The sequence below is a fragment of the Gottfriedia acidiceleris genome, assembly GCF_002128425.1.
In the GTDB taxonomy this organism is placed as follows: Bacteria; Bacillota; Bacilli; order Bacillales; family Bacillaceae_G; genus Gottfriedia; species Gottfriedia acidiceleris.
The window spans coordinates 1-18132 of sequence record NZ_NESS01000005.1; the positions used below are offsets into that span (position 1 = coordinate 1).

General features: G+C 31.2%; 24 protein-coding genes. 7 read left to right on the plus strand and 17 right to left on the minus strand.

Annotated features, from left to right (window positions below):
- Nucleotides 1-141: 141 nt before the first annotated feature.
- The 3 genes from B6K90_RS23975 to B6K90_RS10610 form a co-directional block, all read right to left on the minus strand.
- The gene (locus tag B6K90_RS23975) at nt 142-387 is read right to left on the minus strand and encodes a hypothetical protein (protein ID WP_217348753.1); all 246 of its coding nucleotides are present in this window, start codon (nt 385-387) and stop codon (nt 142-144) included.
- A 194-nt stretch (nt 388-581) separates the two neighbouring features.
- The gene (locus B6K90_RS10605) at nt 582-1364 is read right to left on the minus strand and encodes a methyltransferase domain-containing protein (RefSeq protein ID WP_328588120.1); all 783 of its coding nucleotides are present in this window, start codon (nt 1362-1364) and stop codon (nt 582-584) included.
- Nucleotides 1365-1461: 97 nt separating this feature from the next.
- Nucleotides 1462-2187 carry a MurR/RpiR family transcriptional regulator gene (locus B6K90_RS10610; RefSeq protein ID WP_088012710.1) on the minus strand — a complete coding sequence of 242 codons (726 nt, stop codon included), beginning with the start codon at nt 2185-2187 and terminating at the stop codon, nt 1462-1464.
- A gap of 242 nt (nt 2188-2429) precedes the next feature.
- Here B6K90_RS10610 and B6K90_RS10615 point away from each other — a divergent pair, with 242 nt between their 5' ends.
- Nucleotides 2430-3866 carry a glycoside hydrolase family 1 protein gene (locus B6K90_RS10615; protein WP_088012711.1) on the plus strand — a complete coding sequence of 479 codons (1437 nt, stop codon included), beginning with the start codon at nt 2430-2432 and terminating at the stop codon, nt 3864-3866.
- A gap of 522 nt (nt 3867-4388) precedes the next feature.
- Here B6K90_RS10615 and B6K90_RS10625 read toward each other — a convergent pair.
- The 3 genes from B6K90_RS10625 to B6K90_RS10635 form a co-directional block, all read right to left on the minus strand.
- Nucleotides 4389-4799 (minus strand): hypothetical protein, encoded by a 411-nt coding sequence (locus B6K90_RS10625; RefSeq protein WP_088012713.1) that lies wholly within the window; start codon nt 4797-4799, stop codon nt 4389-4391.
- A gap of 118 nt (nt 4800-4917) precedes the next feature.
- Nucleotides 4918-5790 carry a protease HtpX gene (gene htpX, locus B6K90_RS10630; RefSeq protein ID WP_088012714.1) on the minus strand — a complete coding sequence of 291 codons (873 nt, stop codon included), beginning with the start codon at nt 5788-5790 and terminating at the stop codon, nt 4918-4920.
- 263 nt (nt 5791-6053) lie between these two features.
- On the minus strand, nt 6054-6239 hold the full coding sequence (locus B6K90_RS10635; RefSeq protein ID WP_235821778.1) for a hypothetical protein: 186 nt from the start codon (nt 6237-6239) through the stop codon (nt 6054-6056).
- Nucleotides 6240-6472: 233 nt separating this feature from the next.
- Between B6K90_RS10635 and B6K90_RS10640 the strand changes: the two genes are divergently transcribed.
- Nucleotides 6473-7231, plus strand: coding sequence for a L,D-transpeptidase family protein (locus B6K90_RS10640; RefSeq protein WP_235821779.1), 759 nt, complete (start codon nt 6473-6475; stop codon nt 7229-7231).
- 216 nt (nt 7232-7447) lie between these two features.
- On the opposite strand, the gene B6K90_RS10645 is transcribed toward B6K90_RS10640, so the two are convergent.
- The gene (locus B6K90_RS10645; protein ID WP_088012716.1) at nt 7448-7648 is read right to left on the minus strand and encodes a hypothetical protein; all 201 of its coding nucleotides are present in this window, start codon (nt 7646-7648) and stop codon (nt 7448-7450) included.
- Nucleotides 7649-7911: 263 nt separating this feature from the next.
- On the minus strand, nt 7912-8346 hold the full coding sequence (locus B6K90_RS10650; RefSeq protein ID WP_088012717.1) for a hypothetical protein: 435 nt from the start codon (nt 8344-8346) through the stop codon (nt 7912-7914).
- Nucleotides 8347-8579: 233 nt separating this feature from the next.
- Here B6K90_RS10650 and B6K90_RS10655 point away from each other — a divergent pair, with 233 nt between their 5' ends.
- On the plus strand, nt 8580-9776 hold the full coding sequence (locus B6K90_RS10655; protein ID WP_088012718.1) for a macrolide family glycosyltransferase: 1197 nt from the start codon (nt 8580-8582) through the stop codon (nt 9774-9776).
- Nucleotides 9777-9926: 150 nt separating this feature from the next.
- On the opposite strand, the gene B6K90_RS10660 is transcribed toward B6K90_RS10655, so the two are convergent.
- From B6K90_RS10660 to B6K90_RS10670, 3 genes are all read right to left on the minus strand, one after another.
- Nucleotides 9927-10634, minus strand: a complete 708-nt coding sequence (locus tag B6K90_RS10660; protein WP_088012719.1) for a DNA alkylation repair protein — start codon at nt 10632-10634, stop codon at nt 9927-9929.
- 272 nt (nt 10635-10906) lie between these two features.
- Entirely contained in the window at nt 10907-11335 is a 429-nt protein-coding gene (locus B6K90_RS10665; RefSeq protein WP_088012720.1) for a hypothetical protein, read from the minus strand.
- A gap of 282 nt (nt 11336-11617) precedes the next feature.
- The gene (locus tag B6K90_RS10670; RefSeq protein WP_088012721.1) at nt 11618-12325 is read right to left on the minus strand and encodes a hypothetical protein; all 708 of its coding nucleotides are present in this window, start codon (nt 12323-12325) and stop codon (nt 11618-11620) included.
- A 305-nt stretch (nt 12326-12630) separates the two neighbouring features.
- Here B6K90_RS10670 and B6K90_RS10675 point away from each other — a divergent pair, with 305 nt between their 5' ends.
- Entirely contained in the window at nt 12631-12813 is a 183-nt protein-coding gene (locus B6K90_RS10675) for a hypothetical protein (RefSeq protein WP_069034392.1), read from the plus strand.
- A gap of 144 nt (nt 12814-12957) precedes the next feature.
- On the opposite strand, the gene B6K90_RS10680 is transcribed toward B6K90_RS10675, so the two are convergent.
- The 3 genes from B6K90_RS10680 to B6K90_RS10690 all read right to left on the minus strand — a co-directional run bounded on the left by B6K90_RS10680 (nt 12958) and on the right by B6K90_RS10690 (nt 14524).
- Nucleotides 12958-13740 (minus strand): DUF817 domain-containing protein, encoded by a 783-nt coding sequence (locus B6K90_RS10680; protein WP_088013098.1) that lies wholly within the window; start codon nt 13738-13740, stop codon nt 12958-12960.
- A 72-nt stretch (nt 13741-13812) separates the two neighbouring features.
- Entirely contained in the window at nt 13813-14031 is a 219-nt protein-coding gene (locus B6K90_RS10685) for a helix-turn-helix domain-containing protein (RefSeq protein ID WP_088012722.1), read from the minus strand.
- A 10-nt stretch (nt 14032-14041) separates the two neighbouring features.
- Nucleotides 14042-14524, minus strand: a complete 483-nt coding sequence (locus tag B6K90_RS10690) for a DUF2975 domain-containing protein (protein WP_088012723.1) — start codon at nt 14522-14524, stop codon at nt 14042-14044.
- Between the two features lie 333 nt (nt 14525-14857).
- Between B6K90_RS10690 and B6K90_RS10695 the strand changes: the two genes are divergently transcribed.
- From B6K90_RS10695 to B6K90_RS10705, 3 genes are read left to right on the plus strand one after another with little or no spacing between them, the layout of a single operon-like run.
- A complete protein-coding gene (locus tag B6K90_RS10695; RefSeq protein WP_088012724.1) occupies nt 14858-15199 on the plus strand; it encodes a PadR family transcriptional regulator in 342 nt (113 codons plus the stop codon).
- On the plus strand, nt 15196-15678 hold the full coding sequence (locus B6K90_RS10700; protein ID WP_088012725.1) for a hypothetical protein: 483 nt from the start codon (nt 15196-15198) through the stop codon (nt 15676-15678). Before B6K90_RS10695 ends, B6K90_RS10700 begins: the two co-directional genes overlap by 4 nt.
- A complete protein-coding gene (locus B6K90_RS10705; protein ID WP_139840713.1) occupies nt 15675-16208 on the plus strand; it encodes a permease in 534 nt (177 codons plus the stop codon). The genes B6K90_RS10700 and B6K90_RS10705 overlap by 4 nt, the downstream gene beginning before the upstream one ends.
- Nucleotides 16209-16369: 161 nt before the next feature.
- Here B6K90_RS10705 and B6K90_RS10710 read toward each other — a convergent pair whose 3' ends face one another.
- From B6K90_RS10710 to B6K90_RS10720, 3 genes are all read right to left on the minus strand, one after another.
- Entirely contained in the window at nt 16370-17038 is a 669-nt protein-coding gene (locus tag B6K90_RS10710) for a protein kinase family protein (protein ID WP_088012727.1), read from the minus strand.
- A 54-nt stretch (nt 17039-17092) separates the two neighbouring features.
- Entirely contained in the window at nt 17093-17356 is a 264-nt protein-coding gene (locus B6K90_RS10715) for an SMI1/KNR4 family protein (protein WP_167555343.1), read from the minus strand.
- A gap of 198 nt (nt 17357-17554) precedes the next feature.
- Nucleotides 17555-18022: a DUF4825 domain-containing protein gene (locus B6K90_RS10720; protein ID WP_088012729.1), complete on the minus strand. Its 468-nt coding sequence runs from the start codon at nt 18020-18022 to the stop codon at nt 17555-17557.
- Nucleotides 18023-18132: the final 110 nt, after the last annotated feature.

The window sequence follows — 18132 nt, forward strand, 5'->3', positions numbered from 1 at the left end:
ATCCTGTTACCCCTGTCGACCCTGTTACTCCTCTTTCTCCAGTTGAACCTGTTGGCCCATTCGATCCTGTTACCCCTGTCGACCCTGTTACTCCTCTTTCTCCAGTTGAACCTGTTGGGCCATTCGATCCAGTTGATCCCGTTACTCCAGTCGGCCCTTGAGGACCAGTTTTACCTCTTTTACCTCTTGGACCTCGACAGCATTTTTCACAACATTTACAGTCCTTACAATCCTTACATTTGCATTTCTTACATTTGCATTTCTTACATCCTTTACACTTACAGTCCTTACATTTGCATTCCTTACAATCTTTACACTTACACTTCTTACAATTACAAGATTTTCTATTTTCTTTATTTTCTTTCCCCAAATTATCACCTTTTCCAACTAGAAAACCATTTTAGCAAAAAATCTTGTCCATTTTTCATACCAATATAATACTATGTACCTACATTAAAATAAGATTATTATATATGACCAAAAAATTATCTGGTATTTTTTTACAATTTCAAATTAGAAAATAAGTATTCTTCGAGTCTCAAATAAAAAAAGAGGATGTTTAATCACCCTCTAATCAAAAATTAAACCCTTGCTCTAACGATGTAACGTGAAAACGTTATCGGCAATCCTTCATTCGTAGCATTTTGTTCAAATAATCGTCTTACTTTTGATAAATTATCTTCTATTTGCTGCTTTAAAAGAGATTGCTTTTGACCAAAGCATCTTAGTTTTAAAACATCAATGGGTGTATGTAAAAATTCAATACTATTAACAACTTGTATTTCTACACCTTCAAACCTACTTTGATCAAGTCTTTGTTTTATCGTTCTTAAAATCGGTTTCTCATTATTAATTGATTCAAAAAGATTAGGAAAAAACCTAGGTAATTCAATTCCAATATCATCACCAGGATGAAGTCCAAAGATTTTCCCTCCTTTTTTTACTACTCTTTTAAGTTCTGGATAAGCCGATGTAGGTCCTTTTCGATTATAAGCACAGTCAAATTGTCCGGCTTCAAAAGGCAATCCATTTTTTGTACTGCCAGCCATAAATGACACATTTCGTTTTTTCGTTTCATTTCCTCTTTTAATAAAATTATTTATAAGATCAAATCCTACAATTTCTTTTGCTTTTTCACTACATTGAATAGTGAATTCTCCATGTCCACACCCTACATCTAATACAACTTGGTTATTAATCATTTCAAATACTTCATTATTAAATAATAATTCCCCATTCGGCTCAGTAATTGTTGAATTCCATGGATAAGTGTATTCCCCATATAATGTACCTATTTGTTCGTACCACTTTGTTGAATGAGGTGTTACCCAATCTTTATGTAATATAGGATCGATTAATTTCATCAATATTAACTCTCCTTTACACTTAATCAGAATAAATAACATTCCTCATTTCATGGGAAATCCCTTCTTATTTTAAGTAAAAATAATCCTTTTTGATCTATTGATTTATTCTATAAATTTCGCGGGCTATTGATTCAATTATATAAACCACTGGAACTTGAGTAGTAATAATAGCTTTTTCAAAATACTCCTCTGTCACATAATAGGGAATATTTAAGTCAGAAATCTTGGCTATTGTTGATAATTTGTTGTTCGTGATACTTATAATTTTACAACCTTCTTGTTTAAGTAAATTTAGATGATTCACTGTGAAAATAGTTTCTCCTGATACTGACAAAGCGATTGCTATACTATTTTTTGTTAATTTAGAATGGATTGGAAAATGTGGGTCTTTTATATAAAGTGAAAATTTCCCTAAACTTGAAAAGTATCTCGAACCATACTCAGCAAGAATACCAGAGCTACCTATTCCAATAAAAATTACATTTTCAGCCTTATTTATTTCAATTGCAGCCTCTTTAACTTTATCTTCTAAATCTCCTTTTAGGGACCTCTCAAAAAATTCCAATAAAGTATGTTGAGCGCTTTTTACGAATGTCCGTTTCTCCTCTTCCAAATACATTTTTAGCTTCACTTTAAATTCAGAAAAACCGTCACAATTTAGTTTCCTACAAAAACGTAAAATTGTTGAAGTTGATACGTGGGTTTCATCTGCAATTTCACGTATACGCATGTAAGCGACTTTTTCCATATTTTGTGAAATGTAATTATATAAAGATAACTCTAACTCATTAAAAGATGCGATTTGATCATTTGAAAACATTTTATCTAATTCTCCTTTTATAACTAAGTACTAAATAGATACAACTATTTTTTTATCTTAACATACAAAATAAAAAACACAGCGTTACATTTATGAAACAATTATTTACTTTTGTGATTAGAAACTAGATTCGATTCACTTATTTACTAACATCTCCGTTAACGTTATGATTCGTTTATATTCTCATTCATTAAAAATATGGATTTATGTTAACAACTAAAAAGATATTAGGAGGTAAAAAAATGGATCAGTTTAAATTTCCTAAAGATTTTCTATGGGGTGGCGCTACTGCTGCTAATCAAATGGAAGGCGGATTTTATAAAGGAAATAAGGGTTTAAATATAGCCGATGTTCTTCCAGGCGGAAAGGAAAGACTGAACATTTTACAGTCACCTGGATTTAATTTTGAGATTGATCGTTCAAAGTATAATTATCCAAACCACGAAGGAATAGACTTCTATCACCGATATAAAGATGATATTGCTTTATTTGCTGAAATGGGTTTTAAAGTTTTCCGAATGTCAATTGCTTGGACAAGAATTTTTCCAAATGGAAATGAATTAGAAGCAAATGAAGATGGGTTGGCATTCTATGACAGTGTTTTTGATGAACTACACAAATATGGCATTGAACCAGTTGTTACAATTTCACACTATGAAATGCCAGTAAATCTTGTAAAACAATACGGTGGTTGGAGAAATCGAGAAGTTGTAACCTTCTTTGAGCGATATGTCAATGCAATTTTCAATCGTTATAAAAACAAAGTAAAATATTGGATGACTTTTAATGAAATTAATAGTGGTTTAATTATGCCAATTATGGGGCTTGGTTTTTCAATCAAAGAAGAAAAAGATAAATACCAACCAACATTTCAAGCGTTTCATCATCAATTTGTAGCAAGTAGTATTGCTGTCAAAGCTTGTCATGAAATTATTCCTGATTCTCAAATTGGATGTATGATTTTATATGCTCCGGTTTATTCATTTGATTCTAATCCTAACAACGTGATGTATGCCCTTGAAGAAGAACGCTTTTTTAATTACTTCTGTGCAGACGTTCAAGTTCGTGGCGAATATCCGGCATTTATTAATCGCTTCTTTATAGAACATAATATAAAACTTGAAATGAAAGACGGCGATTTAGAATTAATTAAAGAAGGCACTGTTGACTATATTGGATTCAGTTATTATATGTCTAGAACAGAGAAAAAGGAAAAATCTGACCTAGAAAGTTCACAAGGCAATCTGATTGGTGGAGTTAAAAATCCTTTCCTTAAGGCAAGTGACTGGGGTTGGGAAATTGATCCGGTAGGTTTACGTATTAGTTTAAATAAATTGTATGACCGTTACCAAGTACCATTATTTGTTGTAGAAAACGGCTTAGGTGCATACGACAAAGTTGAAGATGATGGAACAATTAATGATTATTATCGAATTGATTATTTACGTGAGCACATTCATGCTATGGGTGAAGCGATTCAAGATGGCGTTAAATTGATGGGTTATACTAGCTGGGGTTGTATCGATCTTGTAAGTGCATCATCAGGTGAATTTTCAAAACGTTATGGATTCATTTATGTCGATAAGCACGACGACGGTAGTGGAACATTAGAGCGAAAGAAGAAAAAGTCCTTCTTCTGGTACAAAGACGTAATTGCTTCAAATGGAGAAAAGCTATAATTAGATCAATAAAAGGAACTTCACTAATTTGAAGTTCCTTTCTTCATTGTATAGTGTTAGTTCTTGGTAATTCGTTTGTAGATAATGTCCTTATCAGATGAAAAAAACATGCTTGAGTCCGTCAAATGGACTGTTAAGATGTTGTTGGATCCTTTAATTCTCAATTTCACAACATTGTCGGTTGATGAGACAATCTTGTAATGACGATAGAAGGTTTGCTCATATGACCCCATTTTAGTCTTGTATCGAAAAAGAACCAGATCCGTTTTTTTGTCTTTTTTAAACTCGATCGTATAGTCAACCTGTTCGTTCGATTGATTCGTTGACGTTTGATAAATCCATTTTCCGTACATTTTGCTTTCAGCCCCATGGTGACTACATGCACTAAGAAAGACAAGAAATAGGAAAGCAAGAAGAAGTTTTTTCATGGTGAAACCTCCAAAGAAATATATTACATTTTGTTGAAAAAAAATACCATTCACATTGTCAATTTCGTAACAGTTTAGTTAGACTACTAGATTCTTATTCATTTTCAATTTTTACCATTAATTTACCATCTGCATAAATAGTTAAGTAAACAGTGTCGCCAAGTTTCAATGGAGGGTTAGATTTTTTGTCTATTAATTCTTTCTCCGTAAATCCGTATTTCCCAGAATCATCACAAATTATTTGATACTGGCTTTTATTCTCTTTATTTGCAAGGTCGACAACTTCGCATACATGAGTTTTTAAATTCGAATCTACATTAATTAATTCTTGTTTATTAACGAGTGTAATGATTCTTTTTGATTTAGGAATTTTGACAACAATTGGGTGTGCTTTAGCGTGATTAAAATTAATAATAGCAATAGATATGATCATTCCAAGGGTGAAGATAAACGTAGCTATAATAATTCCAGATGTTTTCAATTTTTCAATTTTATCTTTCTCCAAATTAAAGTACACCTCACCTTTTTAGTATCTAAATTCCCTAAAAATAAATGAAATCCTTCTTTCAAATACATGCAAAAAAAGGCTTTTTACATCGTTAAATGTAGAAAGCCTCTATCTTTTATAATGATTTTAAACGTTCTATTCGTTTTTCTAGTGGCGGATGTGTTGAGAATAATCTTGCAAATTTCTCTTTACCGCTAATTTTAAAAGCAGCAATCGATTTTTGACGATCATCAATTAATCTAATATTTCTACTTAATGATTCTAAAGCATGAATCATATTATCTTTTCCACCAAGTTCTGCGGCATATCTGTCTGCCTTAAACTCCCTATTTCTTGAATGCCAGAAAATAATTGGACTACTTAAAATACTAAATAAGATTTCAAATACTACTGAACATAAAAAATAAACTAAATAAGATAACTCTTCTCTAACAAAATTAGAAACAATTTTTGCAACTAAACGGGAGAAGAAAATGACAAAAGTGTTAATTATACCTTGTAATAAGGTTGTAGTAACCATGTCACCATTTTTTATATGTGCAATTTCATGTGCTAAAACACCACTAATTGCTGGTCGATCCATTGTCTCTACCATTCCACTTGAAACAGCAACTAAAGATCGTCTTTTACTAGGTCCTGTAGCAAAAGCATTAACTTCAACTGAATCATAAACTCCTACTTGTGGCATCTTTTTTAACCCAGCAATTTTTGCTAAACGATATGTCTCTTCTAGTACAAAATTTAAGCGATCAGTTTGTGGAGAACGAGGATCAATTAATTTTACACCCATAACCCATTTGGCCATTATACGAGAGAATAATAATGAAAATATCGCTCCACTAAATCCTGCAATTACACTAAAAGCAAGCAGTGCCCAATAGCCACCATTACCTATATAACGAGGTACACCTAATAATGTTGTAATCGTCGTAATTGTAATTAAAACTAAAATATTTACAAAAATAAAGAAAGAAATGCGTTTAAACAAAATCGTTCCCCCTCATATCTATCTATTTATAAATCTTTCTATTTACCTTTTATTCTTAAATATAGAATCTATTTTCTTACACAACCCTTGCACATAATTATTTTCTTAAACTCATATTGATTCATTCTACTACAAAATTTGAAATTTGTTTACTATTTGTCTACATTGTAATGAGAGATCGTAATACTTTACAATTTTCACTATTTAAGTAAATTCAATTCCCCAATTTTATTTTCCTTAATATCTAACAAATTTTACATGCCTTAAGACAGTTTCCTAGTTTTTCTCCAAATTAAAGAAAACAATAAGATAACAATCCCTACAAAAAATCCAATAATTTGGTCTATCAAAAGTTCACCTGTGCGAATTAAGTGAATAATAAGTGTTCCGCCAAAAATAAGTATGATAAGCATTGATAGTTTTAGTAAATAAGTATTAATTTTCATCATTTCGCCCCCTCTGCTTTATTTTACCATTTTTATATTCCTAAATTTTATTTCTATATGTATATCTAACTTTATTTTTTTTGTAATGATATTTCCAACTAATCTTATAGGTCAAAAGAACTTTTCATTTTTTAAACTATTTTAAGCATATTTGAAAAAAATGACACATGGACAACTTCTACAATCATAGGATTAATTGATTAAGACTTTGAAAATATGATTCGGGAGGGAAGGTATTGATTAGAAAATGGCTTGCCGTTTTAATTTTAACCTGTCTTATGATTGTTGGAGTTGGTATAAAACCTACACAGGCAGCTACAAGTCAATTCATTATTATTAACAAAGCATCAAATCAACTAGCTTACTATGAAAATGGTAAACTCTACAAAGTTTTTAAGGTAGCTACGGGTAAAAGTCCATCCTTGACGCCAGAAGGTAAATTTAAAATTGTAAATAAGATTGTAAATAGACCTTACTATACAGGTCACATTCCTGGTGGCGATCCACGAAATCCACTTGGAAACCGCTGGCTTGGATTAAATGCCCGTGGTACATGGGGAACTACTTATGCAATACACGGTAACAATAACCCAAGTTCGATTGGAAAATACGTCAGTCATGGCTGTGTTAGAATGTATGATAATGAAGTAGAATGGCTTTTTAGTAGAGTAAAATTGAGCACACCTGTTGTCATTACAACTTCAAGTAAGTCATTTAACTCAATCGCAACTGCAAATGGATACAAGGTAACAAGTTCTAACGGTGGTTCGAATGCTGTTATCCCAGGCGGGACTGTATTAAAAAAGGGAAATCGTGGTACTACAGTTAAAAAACTTCAACAAAAGCTTACGTCTCTCGGATATAGCACAAAAGGTATCGATGGTATCTTTGGGAACAATACAGACAAAGCCGTGCGCAAATTTCAAAAAGACCGGCATTTAAAAGTAGATGGTATTGTAGGACCTGCTACAATCAAAGCACTTGGTGGGTTATAAGTTTCTGCTATTAATAGAGGATATTCCTCTATTTTTTTTAATTTTAGGCATTTTTTTACAACAAATTATAAATTCGCCTGATTTTCAACGTCTTTAATTAATTGCACAAAGTTCTCTGACACGCCTTATCTTTTGATCAATACAGCCTAAATTAAAGTTCTTTAATTAGATAATTCTTCATATAAAAAAGACTACCAAAGCAGCCTTATGTTGTAGTCAAACACTATTTTTTTCATCTTCAAATTCAAGCTTAAAATAATTAACAACGCGACTGTAATAAGGATATATAACCCCGATTACAACAAGAAACCAACCTATATTTGTGAGATATGTAGGACCAGTGAAATTAGTATAGTAAGTTAATGTTACAATTAATAAGCCAAACAAAATATACAAAGCAGAAATTAATTGTTTCATCATAATCTCCTGTTATATTTTTATTATTTTTATTTTTAATATATATTCAATTATAAAATCACAATAGCCTTTAGAGTTTTCGAACTAATTTTCCTTAAGTATTCTTTTTGTAAGAATATATTTAAAGCTTCAGCAAGTGTAATTTAATTCATACGACGCTCCCTTGAGTCTTTATATTTAATAGAGTATTAACGAGATTAATATAAATAATTAAAAAACTAATAAATACATCGATTCAGAATAACTAGCCCTTTTATAATGGACTATTTACTAGTTAATAGTAACTTTCTAGTTTTAATATCATATATTTTGTAACTAATCTCAAAATTATGGTCTTTTGTAACAGTCACCATACAATAATAAGGAATTGATTTCCCATAAGCATCCAGTTTAGGAATATCGCTGAAAGTAAATAATTCATCTGTATCTTGCATATCAAAGTCTGCTTCAGAAGTACGGCCTGAAGTATCAATTTCTATCACACATTTTCCGCTGACAACATCATATTGTTTAAACACAATATATTTAAGACTAGGTAGAGTAATCGCTAAAAGTAAAAGACCAATTAGTAGGCTTCCAAAGCTTTTTCCAATTTTCACTAATGTATAAACTCGATTAATATACATTGGAATAAATATAAATACTGCTCCTATTACAAAAAAGACTCCTACTATGAGCATTAAATAATATGTAAACATTTTTTCACTTCCTATAAAAAATAAAACCACATAAGTGTCTTTGTAATCTTATGCTACCACATGCAAACCAGTACTTCTATATTTGCTTAATTAATTAATACTTCTTCAAGTTAATCACCTGTATTTAGTAATTTGATCTAACTATTTTTATTTTTAAGATTAGCATTATACAATGGTATTGGATAGTTGAGCTTATTCACTTTTCGATTAAATTGAATGAAGGAGTGTTAGTAATGGCACGTGTTTTATTTATTAATGCGGGCTCCGAAGGCCATATCAATCCTACTATAGGAGTTGTAAATGAGCTTATTTCACGCGGTGAAGAGGTTGTCTATTTTTCGATCGAGTCTTTTCGAGATCGAATTGAAAAGACAGGAGCAACTGTGCGGTCAATTGATGAACAAAAATTTATATATGCCTTTCTCTCAGGTGGTCGAACCCATTTACTAGAAAGGATCAATGGTCTATTACATACAGCAGAAGTTGTTATACCTAGTGTTCTTGAACAGATTAAAGGAGAGCATTTTGATTACATCATTCACGATTCTATGTTTGGTTGTGGACGTTTAATTGCTCAAATTCTTAATCTTCCTGCAATCAGTTCTTGTACTTCATTTGCACAGACAAAACAAACATTCGATAAAATATTGGAAAAGCAGTCAAAGAATATTCCTGAAGAAATAATGCAACCGATCAAAGATGAATTTAATAACCTGTCATTGAAGATCAAGAAAAAATATGATGTAGAGATCAATTCATATTATGAAATATTTTGTAATCCTGCACCATTAACAATCGTATATACAACAAGAGAGTTCCAACCTGATGGGGAAGCCTTTAATAATACTTACAAATTTGTCGGCCCATCTATCGGTTCTCGCTTACAACAGGATACCTTTGACCTTTCTACTATTAAAAGTAAAAGTCCTATATATATTTCTCTGGGAACTGTTTTTAACCGCTCTATTGATTTTTATAAGCTATGTTTTGAAGCATTTGGTAATTGTGAACACTCAGTTGTAATGTCGATTGGTAAACAAACCAATCTCGATGATTTAGGGATTATTCCTCAAAACTTTATTGTAAAACAATATGTTCCACAAACCGAGGTGCTTAAATATACTAAATTATTTATTACACATGGTGGAATGAATAGTACTAGTGAAGGTCTCTATTACGGAGTTCCATTAATCGTAATTCCGCAAAGCGCTGATCAGCCAATAATTGCAGAACAAGTAGCAAAGATTGGAGCGGGTATAAAATTACAAATGCAAAATTTGACACCAACTCAACTGCGTGAAGCCGCAGAGGAAGTGTTAAATAATAACTCGTCTTACAATAAAGCCATCGACAGTATAAAGAAATCTTTTCGGGATGCGGGAGGGTATCACCAGGCTGTTAATGAGATAATCCAATTTTATACTAAATGAGAAGTTTCACCTTTTTCTCTTCTAACCCTTTCAGAACTAGTCTACGAGAAAGTAAAATGAGAGCCGCTGTTCGGCTCTCAAATTTATTCTAACAATCTACCCGATACATTTTGTGAATTTATTAAAATCACATATCACAACCATAAAACATTAACACCTTACATGTTTACGCTTAAATCCTAATAACCCTCTATCTAAATCTTTTTGGATTTTTTCAGAGCAAAGTAAAATAGTACTTTTTTTCTTTTCCTTTTTCATTTCAACAGGCCCAATAGCTTTAGCAGTATCAACAGCTTTTTCATGTTGGGGTAAATATGAAATGGCTACTGTATAAATAAAATTATTCATTGCAGATTTAGTTCGTTCAGGAGCATCATGGATTGTATTTTTTACTTGGTCAAGCATACTTGAAATCTTGTTAGCGTTAAATTCAGTATCCGAGCGATTACCCAAAAGCCAGCAGTAACAGCTCCAACCTGCTGACATTTTAAGTTCATCTCCGCTTGCGATCCATTTATCGGCTACTTCTTGCGCAATATCAGCTTCAGCTAAAGTAACTGCAACAACATAATCTGAAAGCATATAAAAATAAGCACCATCAATCCAACGCTCAAAATCTTCTTCAGTCATTTTCAATGGTTCTGCAATAATCCCAGCAAAATACATTGCATCGTAATTACCTGTTGCATATAATTGATCGGCTAATTCCTGATTCATTTTAATTTTCTTAGCGATCGGCTTCATCGCCCCTGTTGCAACCCCAAATAGTGGCTCATGTGCACCGTTTGATATGTATGTGTTTTTTGTCCGTTCTTTACCAAGTGCTTCTAGCTCCTGCATAACCGTTTCCAATTCCACTGTTTTACACTTCCTTTCTCTACATTCCTACTACATTGTTTCCTATTATCCAAAATTTTTAACAAGCAACTCTAAATTAGCACAAATAGAATTTACAAATTCAAAATCAATAAACATTTACACCATTTAAACTACTATAAAATTATATCATTTCTTCTACTACTAAACTGTCAATTCATTAAATGCAACTAAATATCTTATCAATTCTTCCAAAAACATAAAAAAAATAAGTTGCCTTGACAACCCATTTACTAAAAAAACTTATTTAATCATCACAATTCTATATAATTTATTATATTTTTTATTGATTTGGCATTCTCAATCCCTACACTTCGAAACCCGTTAAATCCATTAATTTTAATAATTGCACCACTTTTTGTAAACCACAGTAATGAACTGTACTCAACTGTTTTATCAATAGGACTTCTGAATGATAACTGAACATCATATTTTGCTAAATCAACAATTGGTTTTTCAATTTTTTTACTAAATAAAAATATCTCTTCTAGTTGATTTAATTTTTCTTGTTTTTCTATATTTACTGGTTTAAATTTGATTACATTTTTCCCGAACTTTGTGTAATTATAACCGATCCATATTTCATTGATTGATTTTGTATACTTCATTTTTTCATAATAAAATTCACCTAAACCTATTGCTAGGATTGCTACGAATATCAAAATAATATATGGCTTCCTCAACTATTGCCCCTCCGTATAAAAAAATCCGCTTGCAAAATGATATAACCATATTTTACCATTTTTATAAAAAAATTAATATAAAATAAAATGTTTTAGATTCATATTATTGCACAGATTTTACTAATTGTTTTTTGATTACTAGATAACATATCACGAGCTCATGATTGATTTGAGTTTTGTCTATCTTTTCAAGTGACATGTAGTGCAATTATTATGTAAAGTAAAAACTCGCTAAAAAAATTAGCGAGTTAATTTTTGGTATAAAGTATGTATGTATAGAATTTACTTTGGAATAAATTTTCCGATCTCATTTGACAAAATTGATGTATCCCACGGATACCAATAGTAGTTAGCACCATCAAATTCAATATCATACTTATATGCGATTGGTTCATCTGTATACAATACAATTTCATAATGAGTAGGATCTGTATTCGCATTACTTGGTTGAAAATTTGAATCTTCCTTACTATTTTTTAAGATATCCAGAAAGCTAATGATTTTTTCTTTCTCTTTAATCTCTGATATCTTTTTTTTGTTAGGCGAATAAGATTGATAGATTTCAATTAAATCTACTTTTTCAATTGGTACATCTTTAAAATACCACTTATATTCAGTTGTTCCTTTTGCAAAATAGACTTTATATCCGTTGATTGAAGTTTTATCTTTTAGAGCAAGTAACTCGGGATTTCCTTTAATTGAATAAATTTCCGTTCCCTTCTCATGGAATGCTGCATCTCCATCTTTTATTTTATATCTTGGATTTGTAATATGATCTGATACCTTGAATTTTACCTCTCCTACTTTTTCATCAATAAAATTTTCATTGGCTAAAACTCCTGATTGTACACCATTATACTCAACCCCATTCCATCTAACAAAGTCTACCCATTCAATAATTGATTGACTTTCTGAAGAGGTAAACCGACAAGCGACAAGTAGTAAAGGCAATAATAGAAACGATAACTTGAACAGACGAACTCTTTTCATTAAAACCTCCTTAAAAATAGTCTTTTTTACATAGTATTCAATTCCTTTAATGAAATGACCTTCATTGTTTCAACAAACCTATATAAAAAGAACTAGAAAACCAATTCTATTAAATTGTATCATCAACGCCTCATTCCTCTTTATATCAATAAGTTTTCCATATTCATCCGAAATAATATAGTGTATTTTTTATGATTTACAATATAAAATTACCGTGACAAACGCACATTTTTTATAAAAGATTACATTTGAAAGCACTTACATTTTAATTGTACATAAAATATATTGAATGGAGGGATGAATGAATGGAAAGAATTTTTTTAATGTTAGCTAGTATTATTGCTGGTTTTGCTTTAATCAAAATGCCTTTAGCAGGCACATTCTTATCAAGTGTAGAGCCATTAACTGATTTAATTGGTATTTTAGCTATTTTAATTTTCTCCCTTTTCCTAATATATAAAGGCTTTATGAACCTTATCGGTAAGTAGGAAGAATATTAGGTTTAGGAATTCATTTTAAAATATACTAATGATACAAATTATTAAATAAACCTGTATCCGATTACTAGCTAATCAAAGATACAGGTTATTTTTTATGATCCTAAACAAATATATTTCTACATTTTTACTTTTTTAGTTTTCTTTCTTTTTAGTGAAATTATTTCCTTTAACTCGCTTTAACGTAGCTACGATCAGAAAGCTAACAATTACTAATAAAAGCCATGAACTTACTTTTCCTAGATGTACTAAACTCCATGCTGCGGTTTGATTCGGATATTGCCATGCACCAAAAAACGTTGCAATATTTTCGGCAATCCATATAAAAAATCCAATTAGTACAAACGAAAGCGCGATTGGCATACGGTATCGTATCCCATTAACTTCATAAGTTACCCAAGATTTCCAAAAGACAATTATGACAAGTCCCGATAACCACCAACGAACGTCCATCCAAAAATGGTGAGTAAAGAAATTTAAATAAATCGCTGTTGCAAGTGAAGTAACTACAAAAAATGGTGGCCAATTAATTAATTCAACATTCAGCCTTCTCCACGCTTGACATAGATAACTTGCAACGCTTGCGTACATAAATCCACTATATAGTGGCACTCCAAAGATTTTAGAGTATCCTTCCCCAGGATAAGCCCAAGAGCCCATATGTACCTTGAAAAGTTCAAGCGCAAGTCCAATTAAGTGAAACATTTTGATTACTTTTAATTCATCCATTGTTTCAAGTTTAGTGCGCACCATTAACCACTGCATCAAAATACAAATCACTAGCAGCCAATCATATCGTGGTAGAAATGGAAGTGGCACAATTTTAGTAAAAGCTAAAGAGGCAAAAATCACAACGGGAAAAACACATGATAATGCCTGCTCCAAACCAAATCGAACAAGTTGTTTGACCGCTCTTATAAAATTTGATTCCGCCTTTTGAAGTGTTAAATTCACAATTAACTCCCCTTCATAAATTTATATCATAAATATCTACTTGTTTTCTTCTTCATTTTGGTACTCTAAAATATCACCAGGTTGACACTCTAAAGCCTTACAAATCGCTTCTAAGGTTGCAAAACGAATCGCTTTTGCTTTTCCGTTTTTCAATATAGAAAGGTTCGCCATCGTAATACCAACCTTCTCGGAAAGCTCAGTTACACTCATTTTCCTTTTTGCCAGCATCACGTCAATATTGATAATAATTGCCATGTTCTTCACCTCAGACCGTTAAATCATTTTCTGATTTTATATCAATCGCTTCTTTCAAAAGCCTTTGGAGAACGGCTGCAAAGACTCCAATTACCAATGAAGCAAAAATCAAGACCATTCCAATGACAATAATCCCCGGAGCATCATCCATATCTGCAATTAAATAAAAGAGTGGCATTCCTAGAACATACAGTACACTAATTGCTATTGCACTAAACTTTATATTCTTTAAAGCATTAACCGATAATTCTGAGAAAGCTTTGTTTTTGTCAATATAGCTTAAAAGTTTAAATGCTTGATAAAGAGCAAAATAAAAAGGAATCGCCGCTGCATATAGATCAATAAAAATGAAATATTTCATTAAAGCAATCTTAGGGTATAGATCTGCTGCAAAATCCGCTATTCTAGGGACCACAAATATACACAATGCAAGTACTGGCATCCCAATAAGAAACACTACTATTTTTAAAAAGAGAGTTGACCCTCGTTTCATAAAAGCACCTCACTAAATTATTTTCATTTTGAATTTAACACATAATTTATCGTTTTACAATAAATTATTGTTGTTTTTTATTGTATTATTATCGTTATAGAAATATCCTTACATTTTAAAAAAAGTGAAAAATAATTCTAATCTAAAGAAATTCACTTGTAAAACCTTAATCCTCTAAATCCTCGCTACCTAAAAAATTTTTTAAAGTTGAAATAAATTAATATATTAAATATACTGTTAGTAACACATCACTGTCATTAACAGTATAATGTTAATAACAGTATAATAATTACTTTATGAGGAACATTACGAATTTAGGAGGGGTTAAATAAGATGAAACATACAGGACGACATACTGGTGCATTTCTTTTATTGTTTTTAACACAGGGGGATAGCTATGGTGGGAAGCTTTTGCAAAAATGTGAGGAAGAACTTCCAATCAATCCAATTGACAGTTCCATATTATATCGCACTCTAAAGCAATTAGAGACTGAAGGTGCTGTTGAGTCTTATTTAGGTACATCCGAACAAGATAAACCAATCAAAATGTACAAAATTACTGAAGGAGGAATCGCAAAATTAGAAGAATTTCAAATAAACATTGAAGAAAAACTTAAGAACTTAACATTTTTTATAAACAAATATAATGAATGGAAGGAAGGAGAAGGATTATGATTAATGCATCGATCCTATACAGTTTAGCAATAATTCTTACTGGTATCTCTTTTTTTAAGGATCGAAATAAAACTAAAGAAGCTTTATTAAGGTCATGGAAAATTTTTTATAATATTTTTCCTGAAATTTTAACTGTTATGTTTTTTGTAGGATTTTCCTTATCCATCTTAACGCCTTCGCTCGTTTCTTCAATTATTGGGGAACACTCTGGAATAACCGGGATTATGATCTCAACATTAATTGGTTCAATTGGTCTAATTCCTAGTTTTATCGTTTTTCCACTTGGAGAAACATTAGTTCAAAATGGTGCTGGACTGCCTCAAGTAGCAGTATTAATGTCTACATTAATGTCAGTAGGAGTTATCACTTTACCAATGGAACAAAAATTATTTGGAAGAAGTTTTGCATATGCACGTAATGCTAGTGGACTTTTAATGTCGCTTATTTTTGCATATATTATTTGGTTGGTGATGGTATGAGTCAGTTAAAAAAATATCGTTTCTTTTTTATTTTATTAGTAGCGTTTATTGTTCTAACATTAATAAATCACTCACTTGGAATGAAAGCATTTCAATTAACTGGAAATAGTATATTAAATATGTTATTTCTCCTCCCTCCTGTTTTAATATTTGTTGGCTTACTTGACAAATGGGTTGAAAAAGAAACTCTTATTAAATATATGGGAGATAAATCTGGTATTTACGGTGTTCTGTTTTCTCTCTTACTAGGAGGCATCGCAGCTGGTCCTCTCTATCTAGCTTTTCCAATCGCTGTACTTTTATTGAAAAAAGGAGCAAGTATTCGCTATATTGTCTTCTTTTTAGGAGTATGGACTACGGCTAAACTACCTGTTATTATATATGAATTTGCTTCATTTGGCGTTAAATTTACACTCATTCATATTTGTTTAGGCTTAGTATTTTACTATTTAATGGGCATCATTTTTGAGAAGTTTTATGATCAAAAACAACTGTTAAATTATGATAATAATCAAGATATTTCTATATAGAGTAAACTTTTGGATAAATGAAAAAGCACGCAAAAAATTCCATATACACAAGAAAACTAGCCCGAAAGCTAGTCTTCTTGTGTGTAATCTTCTATCTCTTTACTTGTTTAGTACTCGTCCGATTATCAACCACATTGCACTTGTCATACCATTTTCCACCGTTATCCATCTTTAATTTTCCTTTTGAATTTTTTGTAGAATCTGTAAGAGTGTCTTGTAAAATCTAGGAATTTTAGCGGGATTTTAATAGGTACTTTATACAAAGTTTTTATATATAGTTTATAGTAAGCTTTGACTAGATCTTCCCACTTTTCATCTTTTCCTTTTTTGTAAAAATCAGATATATCTACAACGTACCCCTTACCATCTTTCATCATCACATTTTTACCGTGAACGTCGTATGGATTTAACCCTCGACTTTTCGCATACTTAAGTGCAATATTAATATCTTTAATCACACTCTCTGGTATTCGTTCGCCATTCGCAACGGCATTGTACAAAGTAATTCCTTCTAATCTTTTTAAAACTAGATATTTATCACCAAATTGTATCAATTTCGAATAAGCTGGATGCTCACCTAATTTTTTATAGACTTGAACTTCTTTTTCTAACCCATCTATATCTTTTCCATACACTTTAACAACTACATTTGGTTCAGAATGGTGTATAAAAACAGCAGCATAATTACCTGATCCGATGCATTTCCAACCTTCAGGTATATTCCTAACTACTATTGGGTCATTTGGATGTTCACTCTTGAGAATTACATTTGTTATTAATTCATTTTCAATTAAAATCTTAAATTCCGATTGATTTGTTAAAATAGACATCTCGTTTACCCCTTTGTTTACGATTATTTCTCAATCTATTAGCCTATTTAAAAGTTAGCTATTCGTTAAACCCTTTAAAAATGCTTCAAAGTAAGGGGTAATTTTTATTATTTGATCATCATCCACATCAATATATATGACAGTTGGTTCTTGTTTTGTATCCTTATCATCAAGTGCAATCCAAGAATGTCCATCACCTGAGATTAGAACAATATTTCTAGGCAAACCCCATTCCTTAATAAGATACGCACTTTCTAAAATGCCGGTTTCCCCACCAATTCCTAAAATATGATCCTCGTTAACATGGTCATCAGCCAATGACTCCCCCGTTTTGTTGTTTAAAGGTTTTCTATGTATCCCTTAGATAAATTTAAGCTTTTCTTCGACCTTTTTTATCATCTTGTCCGTTAATGGTTCTAATGTATATAAGTCGTTCTCCCCTAGCCAAATGCTACACTTCATTATTGGCACCTCTATATTTGAATCACTTCAAGGATAGTTATTAAACTAAAGACTTTATTTCTTAAATAGCTGATTTACCTTGCTTTTATCTATTAAATTAGTGTGGATCAGTTCCTCTAGTTCCTTTTCATTCGTATAAGAACTTAAATCTTTTCCATACCATTCATCAAGTTGTTGTCTTTTCACAGTAAATTTTTGATCAGCAAAATCAAAAACAATCCAATCGACATTTTTAATCAAAGCAAATAAGTAAGTTGCATTGTTTATTACTATATTATTAGTATTAGCAGGTAAATTCTTATAATAAATCGTCATACCATAAGGCTTCTTTTTTGTTTGGAGTGACATTTGGTTGAATTCTTTATGATTAGGTAATTGTTTTATAATGCTTCCTACAGCACTGTTATTACCGATATTAGCATTTTTATAATGAAAAATATCTTTACTTGAGTTTTTGTTTAATGTACAGCTTGTTAAACTAATCAATAATAATAGTATGAAATAAGCTAGAAATCTTTTCATAATTCCTCCTAAATGTACTATTATACTAGGAAATTATTTAACTTCTTTACAAGCGTTATGAAATAGGAGCTGATAAATCAGCTCCTATTATTCTTCATTATAAATTTAAT